The sequence below is a fragment of the Rhodococcus sp. O3 genome (genome assembly GCF_048897285.1).
Classification (GTDB): Bacteria; Actinomycetota; Actinomycetes; order Mycobacteriales; family Mycobacteriaceae; genus Rhodococcus.
In genome coordinates, this window is sequence record NZ_JBMBTE010000141.1 from 1 (window position 1) to 11508 (window position 11508).

General features: G+C 70.7%; 2 pseudogenes. Both read right to left on the bottom strand.

The features are described from left to right. A pseudogene (locus ACN675_RS24895) lies at positions 1-5851 on the bottom strand (amino acid adenylation domain-containing protein); the annotation flags it as partial. Between the two features lie 268 nt (positions 5852-6119). Continuing rightward, positions 6120-11495, bottom strand: a pseudogene (locus ACN675_RS24900) (amino acid adenylation domain-containing protein); the annotation flags it as partial. Positions 11496-11508: the final 13 nt, after the last annotated feature.

An 11508-nucleotide genomic window follows, 5' to 3' on the forward strand; every position in this document is an offset into this window, starting at 1 on the left:
ACACCGACAACGCCGCGTGCACGACCATGAACAACGTCGCGTTGTGCGCCCGCGCCAACTGCACCAACCGCCCGTGCAGCTCGGCCGGCACCGCCACATCGACCCGCGCACCGGCCACCGACTGCACCGCCGGACGCGGACGATCGGCCGGCAACTCCAACTGATCCGGCAGCCCGGCCAGGGCAGCGGTCCAGTGGCGGATCTGCTGCGAGACGAGCGAGGACGGATCGTCCTCCGAGCCCAGCACCGACCGCTGCCACAGCGCGTAGTCCGCGTACTGCACCGCGAGCGGTTCCCAGGACGGCACGCCGCCGCCGACCCGGGACGTGTACGCGGTGACCAGGTCGCGGACGAACGGCCCGCCGGACGAGCCGTCGGCGGAGATGTGGTGGACGACCGTGACGACCACGAAGTCGTCGGCACCGATCTCGAAAACCCTGGCGCGGAGCGGAATCTCGGTGGTCACGTCGAACGGCTGCCCGACGAAGGCGGCCATCGCCGCGCCGATCGACGCCTCGTCGACCGAGACGACGTCCATCGCGACCGAGGCCCGTCCCGCGGGCAGGATCACCTGGACGGGCCCGTCGACGGTCTCCGGGTAGACGGTGCGCAGCGACTCGTGCCGCGCCACCACGTCGGCGACCGCCGCGCGCAGCGCGTCGACGTCGAGGGCACCGCGGATCCGCAGCGCCATCGGCAGGTTGTAGGCGGTCGAATCCGGGTCGAACCGGTTGAGGAACCACATGCGGGACTGCGCCAGCGACAACGGAACCCGCTCCGGGCGCACCTGCGCCGTGAGCGCAGCGCGTCCACCGGCACCGGCGTGCGACTCGAGCCGGGCGGCGAGGCCTTCCACCGAGGAGGCTTCGAACAGTTCCCGCACCGGAACGCGGACCTCGAGGGCGGCGCCGAGTCGCGCCGCGACCTGGGTCGCGATCAGGGAGTTGCCGCCGAGCGCGAAGAAGTCGTCGTCGAGACCGACCCGATCGACGCCGAGCACCTCGCCGAACACCGCGGCGACGATCTCCTCCACCGGGGTGGTGGGGGCACGGAACGCACGGGTCTCGAATACGGGCTCGGGCAGCGCCTTGCGGTCGAGCTTGCCGGACGCATTGAGCGGGAACGCGTCGAGGACGACGGCGGCCGCCGGAACCATGTACGACGGCAGGCTCTTGCCGAGCCCGGCGAGCAGCGACTGCTCGTCGATGTCGGCGCCGGCCTCGGCGACGAGGTAGGCCACGAGCTGATCGCCGGTCGGGGTCGCGACGACCTGCACCGATGCGGACATAACGGTGGGGTCGGCGAGCAGGGCCGTCTCGATCTCGCCGAGCTCGATGCGCTGCCCGCGGAACTTCACCTGGAAGTCGGTTCGGCCGATGTACACCAGTTCCGGTGCACCGTCGGCCGTGCGGGTCCAGCGGACGAGGTCGCCGGTGCGGTACATGCGATCGCCGGAGAGACCGAAGGGGTCGGCGACGAAACGGTCGCTGGTCAGGTCGACCCGGCCGTGATACCCGCGCGCGAGCTGGACACCCGACAGATACAGCTCACCCGCGACACCGAACGGCACGGGACGCAGCCGGCCGTCGAGCACGTACACCTTCGAATTCCACTGCGGCACACCGATCGGGACCGACCCGGCGTCGTCGAGCGCGGCCTGCCGGTAGGTGATCGACACGGCCGCCTCGGTCGGCCCGTACAGGTTGTGCAGTCCGGCCGACGAGACCGACGCGAACGCGTGCGCAGTCTGCGCGGGCAGAGCCTCACCGATGACGAACACGTCGCGCAGCGTCACCAGGTCGGCCGGGTCCGCGTACGAGACGAAGACCGCGAGCATCGACGGCACGAAATCGGTGACGGTGACGGACCGTTCCCGGATGGTGCGGGCGACGTACTCGGCGTCCCGGTGCCCGTCGGGTGTCGCGACGACGAGCGTCGCGCCGACCCGCAGCGGCAGGAAGAATCCCCACAGCGACACGTCGAACGTGGTGGCGGTCTTCTGGAGATAGACGTCGGCCTCGGTGAAGGCGTATTCGCCCTGCATCCAGGCCATCTGGTTCGCGATCGCGCCGTGCGGAACCGCGACACCCTTCGGGCGTCCGGTGGATCCGGAGGTGAAGATGACGTAGGCGGTGTTGTCCGGACGCAGTACCCCGGTGCGCTCGCTCGCCAGGACCGGCGTGGCCGGCAGGTGCGCGAGGTCGAGGGTGTCCAGATGCAGGACCGGGATGCGCTCGGGCAGCGTGAGATCGTCGCGCTCGGTGGTGAGCACGCAGACGGGTTCGGCAGCGTCGAGGATGTACTCGGTGCGCGAGGCCGGGTGGTCCGGGTCCACGGGCACGTAGGCGCCGCCCGCGCGGAGCACCGCGTACATGCCGACGACGAGTTCGACGGACCGGCGCATCGCCAGCGCGACCCGGGACTCCGGTCCGACACCGAGGGAGATCAGGTGCCGCGCAAGACGATTGACCTCGGCATCGAACTCGCCGTAGGTGAGCTCGCGACCCTCGTACACGAGGGCGGTCGCGTCGGGGGTGCGGGCAACCTGCGCGTCGAATCCGTCGAGCAGCAGATGGTCCGCGATCGCGTGCTCGGTGTCGTTGCACGTGTCGAGCAGGGCGCGGCGCTCGTCGGCGCCGAGGATCTCGAGGTCCCCGATCGTCACCGTGGGATCGGTGGAGACCGCGTCGAGGATGCGCAGCAGCCGCTTCGAGATCTCCACGACCGACGATTCGTCGAACAGCGCGGTGGCATAGGTGAGCATGCCGACCATGCCGTCGGTCTCGCTGTCGGTGGCCAGGGTCAGCTGCAGGTCGAACCGTGAGGTCGTCGTGCCGGAGTCGAGCCCCTCGACGCGCAGGCCCGCGAGGTCGAGGTGCGCTTCCTCGAGGTTCTGGAAGAACAGCGCCACCTGGAACAGCGGGTGCCGCGACTGCGACCGGACGGGGTTGAGCACCTCGACGAGCCGCTCGAACGGCAGATCGGCGTGCCCGAACGCACCCAGGTCGGTCTCGCGAGCCTGGGCGAGGAGTTCGGCGAAGGTGGCTGCGGGCGAGACCTGGGTCCGCAGCACGAGGGTGTTGACGAACATGCCGACCAGGTCGTCGAGCGCCTGCTCGCCGCGTCCCGCGACGGGCGTGCCGATCGCGATGTCCTCGGTGCCGGACAGGCGGGCCAGCAGCACGGCGAGCGCGCTGTGGACCACCATGAACAGGGTGCCGTGCCGGCCGGCGGCCACCGCTTCGAGGCGTGCGACGAGATCCGCGTCGATCGGGAAGCGGTACATCGCACCGGCGTTCGACGCGGTCTGCGGCCGGGGGCGGTCGGTCGGCAGGGCGAGTTCGTCGGGCAGACCGGCGAGCGTGTTCTTCCAGTAGTCGAGCTGTCCGGCGATGAGCGAGTCCGGATCGTCCTCGGAACCGAGGACCCGGCGCTGCCACAGCGCGAAGTCCGCGTACTGGACCGGCAGCGGTTCCCAGGCCGGCGCCGACCCGACGCTCCGGGCCGCGTACGCCGTGACGACGTCGCGGGTCAGCGGCGCCATCGACGAGCCGTCGGCGCTGATGTGGTGCACGACGAGAACGAGCACGTGTTCGTCCTCGCCGAGCGCGAACAGGCGGATCCGCATCGGGACCGCGCTGGTGACGTCGAATCCCTCGTCGACGAAATCGACCACGTTCGAGAGGATTTCGTCTGCGGTCGACGGAACGGGGATCAGTTCGTCGACGACCTCGGCGGTGGGGAGAACCACCTGGTGCCCGGTGCCGTCGAGCTCCGGGTAGACCGTCCGCAGGATCTCGTGCCGCTCGACGACGTCGCCGATCGCCGCGCGCAGTGCCGCGACGTCGAGGCGGCCGGTGAGGCGGATCGCCAACGGGATGTTGTTGACGGTCGACGTGGTGTCGAACCGGTTGAGGAACCACATCCGCTGCTGCGCGAGCGACAACGGGACAACGGTGCCCCGGTCCTGCGGCACGAGCGGGATGCGCCCTGCCACATCGCCGAGCGAATCGAGGTAGGCGGCGAAGGCTTCGACGGTGGAGAACTCGAACAGGTCCCGCACGGGAAGGCGGGTGTCGACGAAGGCTCCGAGGCGGGCCACCGCCTGGGTCGCGATCAGGGAGTTGCCGCCGAGTTCGAAGAAGTCGTCGTCGACGCCGACACGTTCGACACCGAGCAGGTCGGCGAACACGGCCGCGACGGTCTCCTCGGTCGGGGTCGACGGAGCGCGGAACTCCTTGGCTTCGAACACCGGTTCCGGCAAGGCCTTCCGATCCAGCTTGCCGTTCCCGGTGAGGGGGATCGCGTCGAGGGTCATCACCACGGAGGGGACCATGTGGGACGGCAGCGACCGACCCACGAATTCCTTGAGAGCGTCCTGGTCGACGACCGATCCGGCCGCGGGCAGCACGTACGACACCAGCGTCGTCACGCCGGTCGCGGACGTGTGCCCGACGGTCGCGGCGAACTCGACGGAGTCGTGCGCGGACAGCGCGGCGTCGATCTCACCGAGTTCGATGCGGAAGCCGCGGACCTTGACCTGGAAGTCGCTGCGGCCGACGTACTCGATGACCGGCCCGGTCGGACCGTCGATCCAGCGCACGACGTCGCCGGTCCGGTACATGCGCGCGCCGGGCTCGGTGCCCGCGTCGTCCGTGAACGGGTTCGCGACGAAGCGTTCTGCGGTCAGGCCGTGACGCCGGTGGTAGCCGCGCGCGACGCCCGGTCCGGAAAGGTACAGCTCACCGGCGACACCCATCGGCGTCGGGTTGAGGCGGCCGTCGAGGATGTGTGCCGAGACACCCCGTAGGGCGACACCGATCGGCATCGGGCCGTCCGCGTCGAGCGGGTCGCTGCTGGTCGCGATGACGGTGGCCTCGGTCGGCCCGTACACGTTGAAGAAGTCGCGGTCGCCGGCCCATTTCGCCATCAGCTCGGTGGAGTAGGCCTCACCACCGACCATGACCGCGCGCAGCGAGTCCAGCCCGGCCGGATCCATCGACGCCAGCGCGGCCGGTGTGATGAACGCGTGGGTGACCCGCTCCTTCCGCAGCAGTTCGGCGAGTTCGTCACCGCCGTAGACCGTCGGCGGCACGATGACCATGGTCGCCCCGGCACCGACCGCGAGCAGCAGCTCGAGGATCGACGCGTCGAAGCTCGGCGACGCGAAATGCATGGTGCGGGAGGACGAGTCGATCTTGAACCGCTCGCGCTGCTCGGCCGACAGATTCGACAGGCCCCCGTGGGTGACCGTGACACCCTTCGGGAGGCCGGTGGAGCCGGACGTGTAGATGACGTACGCGGTGTTGTCGACGGAGAGCGATCCGACGCGGTCCGCGTAGGTGACGGGCGCCCCGGACACCGCCGCGCACTCGGCGGCCAATTCCGCGCTGTCGAGAGAGAGCCATTCCACCGAGTCGGGCAGGCGGTCGCGGTGCTCGGTGACGGTGAGGCCGAAGCGCGAGCCGGAGTCGGTGACCATGTGCTCGATGCGGTCGGCGGGATAGGTCGGGTCCATCGGAACGAAGGCGGCACCGGTCTTCGCGACGGCCCACCAGGCGAGAACCGATTCGATCGAACGGGTGAGTCCGAGTGCGACGAACGTCTCGGGCCGCGCGCCGCGCGCGATCAGGACGCGCGCGAGGCGGGAGGACTGCTCGTCGAGCTCGCCGTAGGTCAGGCGGCGGTCGCCGAGGACGACCGCGGTGGCCGTCGGGTCCATCTCCACGGCCGCGGCGAGCAACTGCGGGAGGGTCAGTGCACGTGTGCGGCGTCGACGAGCGGGCCTGCTGGAGCCGGTCCTGCGGCGTGCCCCACCTGCAGCCTTGGCACCGGTCTCGTCAGCCGTCATTCGTTAACAACCCCTCATGCCCAGGACAGGAGAACCTCGGTCGCAGCGCGACGCGGGGCTCTCTCGTCTATTGACCCAACAACCCGCTCCATGGTACGAGCCGGCGCTTCGGCGCCACATCCGGCTGATGCGTGCACGAAAGCGTCAACTCTATACCCTCGCGGCGCGCCGATTCGTTACACGATCGCGACCTGGCGCGCCCGGAACCCGGGCCGCCGCGCGGTCCGGGTTCCGGCCCGCGCGGCGACCGATCGAGCTGCCGCTCCCCCTACCGGCCGCCGTCGGCGGCGATGACCACGTCGGTGAACAGATCCGGACCGTCGGCCCCCAGCAGGTCCTCGTATCCGGGCTCCGGCTGCACGTCCACGAACACCATCGCACCGAGGTCCTCGGGAATTCCGTCGTCGAACCGGGGCGCGCCGGGTGACCCGACGAACAGGTGCGTCACCCACTGATCGGCGAGCTCGTCCTCGAACGACGCCGCGCGTTCCTGCGGAGCCACCAGGGCGGCACCGGCAGTGGCGGCCACGAGCAGCTCGAGCACCGCGGCCTCCGAGTCGGCGGGCCCGTGCACGTGCGTGCGGGACTCGTAGTCGACGCCGGTGCGGGTCGCGAGCCGGGCGGCGACGTCCGCCGCGGCCGCGTGGCCGATCACCCGTTCCCGTTCGGTGCCGGCAGCGAGCACGAATGCCGGGTCGTCGCCCCGGATCGGACGTGTCAGGTCCGCGTAGGTCACCGGGGTCCCGGACTGTGCCTCGATCGCCGCGGTCGTGTCCGGATCGTCCAGGACGATCACCGACGCATCGGCGGGGTCCCCGGCGACACCGAGCACGACGTCGAGCCCCGCCCCGCCGGACACTGCCCCGCCGGACACTGCCTCGTCGGACACTGCCTCGTCGAGGAGGACGACCGTGGCGCCGGTCTTGAGGACGGCCCACACGGCGGCGGCGCGGTCCACCGAGCGCGGCATCCGGATACCGACCCGGCTTCCGGTGCCGATACCGCGACCGAGCAGGAACCGGGCCGAACGCGACGACCTCGCATCCAGCTCGGCGTAGGAGACCTCGTCCTCGCCGTCCGCGAGCGCCGGAGCCTCCGGGTCGGACTCGACGGTGGACATGAGCACCGACACCAGGTTGCGGGCCGTGGCCCCCGACTCGGATTCCGTGTCGGTCGTGCGGGCCTGGAACTGTGCGCGTTCGCCGGCACCCATGATGTCGATGTCGCCGACGGTCACGTCGGGCTTCGTGACGACCGCCTCCACGATCCGGGTGAACCGCTCGGCGAACCGCTCGACGGTGGCGGCGTCGAACAGGTCGGTGGCGTAGGTGAACCCGGCGATCAACTCGTCCGGATCACCCGCGCCGTCGTAGGTGCCCTCGAGCGTCAGCATCAGATCGAACTTGGCCGCGACCTCTCCGGTGTCGAGGCCGCTGATCGTCAGGCCCGGCAGCTCGAAGGACACCGGCCGGAAGTTCTGCAGCGACAACATCACCTGGAAGAACGGGTGACGTCCCGACGACCGTGCCGGATCGAGAACCTCGACGAGACGCTCGAACGGCAGATCGGCGTTCGCGAATGCCGACAGGTCCGTTTCCCGGGCGCGGTCGACGAGCTCACCGAACGACCGGGACGGATCGACATCGGTGCGCAGCACGAGCGTGTTGACGAACATGCCGATCAGGTCGTCGAGTTCGGGTTCGCCGCGTCCCGCGACACCGGTGCCGACCGCGATGTCGCGGCCGCCGGTGAGCCGCGCCAGCAGGACCGCCAGCGCCGCGTGCACCACCATGAACATCGAGGTGTTGTGTGCGCGCGCGAGTTCGGTCAGCCCGCGGTGCAGCTCGGGCTCGAGCGTGAACGCGTGGTACGCGCCCGCCATGGACGGCATCGCCGGCCGTGGCCGGTCCGTGGGCAGCTCGAGGTCGTCGGCCAGTCCGGCGAGTGCCTCTCGCCAGTAGCCGAGCTGTGCCGAGATCTGCGAGTCCGGATCGTCCTCGGTACCGAGGACGGCCCGCTGCCACAGCGCGAAATCGGCGTACTGCACCGGCAGCGGCGCCCATTCGGGCAGGCGTCCCGCGGCCCGCTCGGTGTACGCGACCATGACGTCACGGGTCAGCGGACCGAGCGAGAAGCCGTCACCGCTGATGTGGTGCATGACCAGCACGAGGACGTGCTCGGTCTCGTCGACCGCGAACAGCCGGATCCGGACCGGAATCGCCTCGGTCACATCGAATCCCGCCGACGCCAGGGCGCGCACCCGGTCGGGCAGCTCGTCCGCGCCGACCCGTTCGGGAGTCAGGTCCGGCAGGGCGTCGGCGACCGGCAGCACCACCTGGTGTCCTCTGCCGTCGAGTTCGGGATAGACGGTGCGGAGGATCTCGTGCCGGCCGATCACGTCGCCGACCGCGCCCTGCAGCGCCGCCACGTCCAGCGTGCCGGACAACCGGATCGCCAGCGGGATGTTGTAGGACCCGGAAGCCGGATCGAACCGGTTCAGGAACCACATGCGCTGCTGCGCGAGCGAGAGCGGCACGATCTCCGGGCGCGGACCGGCCGTGAGCGGCGCGCGGCCACCCCCGCCGGCGAGCCCTTCCAGCCGGGCCGCGAGCGTCCCGACGGCCGGCGCCTCGAACAGTTCCCGGACCGGGACCGTGGTGTCGAGTGCCGCGCCGAGCCGCGCCGCGACCTGCGTCGCGATCAGCGAGTTGCCACCGAGATCGAAGAAGTCGTCGTCCGCCCCGACGCGGTCGACGCCGAGCACATCCGCGAACACCCCGGCGACGATCTCCTCGATCGGCGTCGACGGCGCACGGAACGCCTTGGCCTCGAACACCGGTTCCGGCAGCGCCCTGCGGTCCAGCTTGCCGACCGGGGTCAGCGGGATCGCGTCGAGCGGGATCACGACGACCGGCACCATGTGCGCGGGCAGCGAGGTCGCCGCGAACTCCCGCAGCGCCTCGGTGTCCAGGTCGGCGCCGGCGGCGGGGACGACGTACGACACGACGGCGGTGCCACCGGTCGGGGTCTCGTGGCCGATCGTCGCCGCGAAGTCCACGCGCTCGTGCGAGACGAGCACGGCGTCGATCTCGTCGAGTTCGACCCGGAGGCCGCGAATCTTCACCTGGTGGTCGCTGCGGCCGACGTAGGCGATCTCCCCGCTCGGGGTCCACCGCACGACGTCGCCGGTGCGGTACATCCGCTCGCCGGGTTCGCCGTACGGGTCGGCGACGAACCGGTCGGCGGTCAGTGCGCCGCGGGCGTGATACCCGCGTGCAAGCTGGACTCCCGAGATGTACAGCTCGCCGACGACGCCGACGGGGACCGGGCGCAGCCGCGCGTCGAGCACGACCTCGCGCATCCCGCGGATCGGGCCACCGATGGTGATCGGTGCGCCCGGCACCATCGGCTCCGAGATGTTCGCCATGATCGTGGTCTCGGTGGGGCCGTAGCCGTTGTACAGCGAACGACCGGGCGCCCAGCGTGCGACGACGTCGGCGGGCACCGCCTCACCACCGGCGGCGAGGTGCTGCAGCGAATCCAGACCGGACGGATCCATCGACGCCAGCACCGCAGGGGTGATGAACGCGTGCGAAACCCGTTCGCGGCGAATGAGTTCCGCCAGCTCTGCACCACCGAACACGGCGGCGGGCGAGATCACCATCGTCGAGGACGCGCCGAGCGCGAGCAGCAGCTCGAGCATCGATGCGTCGAAGCTCGGCGACGACACGTGCAGGATCCGGGAATCCGGGCCGGGACGGTAGCGCTCGCGCTGCTCGACACAGAAGTTGTGCAGACCCGCGTGCGTGACCGAGACACCCTTGGGCTTACCCGTGGAGCCGGACGTGTAGATGACGTACGCCACCTGCTCGACCCGAATCGGGAGGGGCAGTTCGGCCTCGGCCACCGGAGTCGCCGCTTCCGCCTCGACCGACGCCTGCACCGCGGCGTCGTCGAGGACGATCCAGTCGGTGACGCCGGGCAGCGCCTCGACGTGCTGCGCCAGGGTCAGACCGACCGCGGCGCGCGCATCGGTGACCATGTGCTCGATCCGGTCCGCCGGGTAGTTCGCGTCCACCGGGACGAAGGCGGCACCGGTCTTCGTCACGGCCCAGACCGCGAGCACCGATTCGATCGATCGCGGAATCGCGACCGCGACGAGCTGCTCGGCACCGACACCGCGCTGCAGCAGCACGCGGGCGAGCTGCGACGAACGCGCGTCCAGCTCACGGTAGGTGAGCTCGCGATCCTCGCAGCGGACCGCGACCCCGTCGGGGTTCGCGGCGACGGCCGCGGCGATCAGCTCGGGCAGCGTACGCGGCTCCGGACCGGCCGGTCCGGCGTGCGCCAGGAGCCCGGCGAGCTCGCCGGGAGCGAACAGATCGGCGTCCCCGACGGACTGATTCGGGGCACCGGTCAGTGCCGCGAGCAGCCGCACGAAACGCTCCGCGAACGCGGCGACCGTCGAGTCGTCGAACAGATCGGTCGCGTACTCGAACATCGCGGGCACGGCCGCGCCTTCGTCCCGGTCTCCCGGGACGACGGTGAGCTGCAGGTCGAACTTCGCGATGTGGGCGTCGGCCTCGACCGGCGCCACCGACAGGTCGCCGAGCTCGAACGTTCCCGCGGCCAGGTTCTGGAAGGCCAGCACCACCTGGAAGATCGGCGAATGCGCCTGCGAGCGGACGGGATCGAGCTCGTCGACGAGACGCTCGAACGGAACGTCGGCGTGACCGAACGCGGCGAGGTCGCCTTCGCGGACCCGGCGCAGCAGATCGGTGAACGACTCGGAGCCGTCGACGACGGTGCGCAGCACCGCGGTGTTGACGAACATGCCGACCAGGTCGTCGAGCGCGGCCTCACCGCGACCGGCGACCGGCGACCCGATGACGATGTCCTCGGTGCCCGACAGGCGTGCCAGCAGCACCGCGAACGCCGCGTGCACCACCATGAACGGCGTCGCCGACTGCTCGGACGCGAACCGTTCGACGGCGGCGAACACGTCCGCCGGCAGCTCGAAGCGGTGCGTGTCGCCGCGATAGGTCGCCTGCGCCGGCCGGGGCCGGTCGGTGGGCAGGTCCAGCACGTCCGGGGTTCCGGCGAGGGTCTCGGACCAGTAGGCGAGCTGGTCGGAGATCAGCGATTCCGGATCGTCCTCGTCGCCGAGGACCTCGCGCTGCCACAGCGCGAAGTCCGCGTACTGCACCTCGAGCGGTGCCCACGACGGCGCCTCGCCCCGCGAGCGGGCCGCGTAGGCCACCATCACGTCGCGGGCGAGCGGGCCCATGGAGAATCCGTCGGCGCTGATGTGGTGCGCCACGAGCACCAGAATCCGCTCGTTCGGGGACAACTCGCCGGGGGACAATTCGAGCAGTGCGGCACGGAAGGGCACCTCGGCGGTGACATCGAAGCCGGTACCGATCAGCTCGGCGACCCGCTCGGTGACGCGCTCGGCGTCGACACGCTCGACCCCCAACACCGGGGCGTCGGCGACGGGCAGCACGACCTGCTGTCCCACGCCGTCGAACTCCGGGTAGTAGGTACGGAGCACCTCGTGGCGCGCCACGACATCCGAGACCGCGGCGGTGAGTGCCGCGACGTCGAGCGCTCCGCTCAGCCGCAACGCCACCGGAATGTTGTTCACGGCCGTGCCGGAA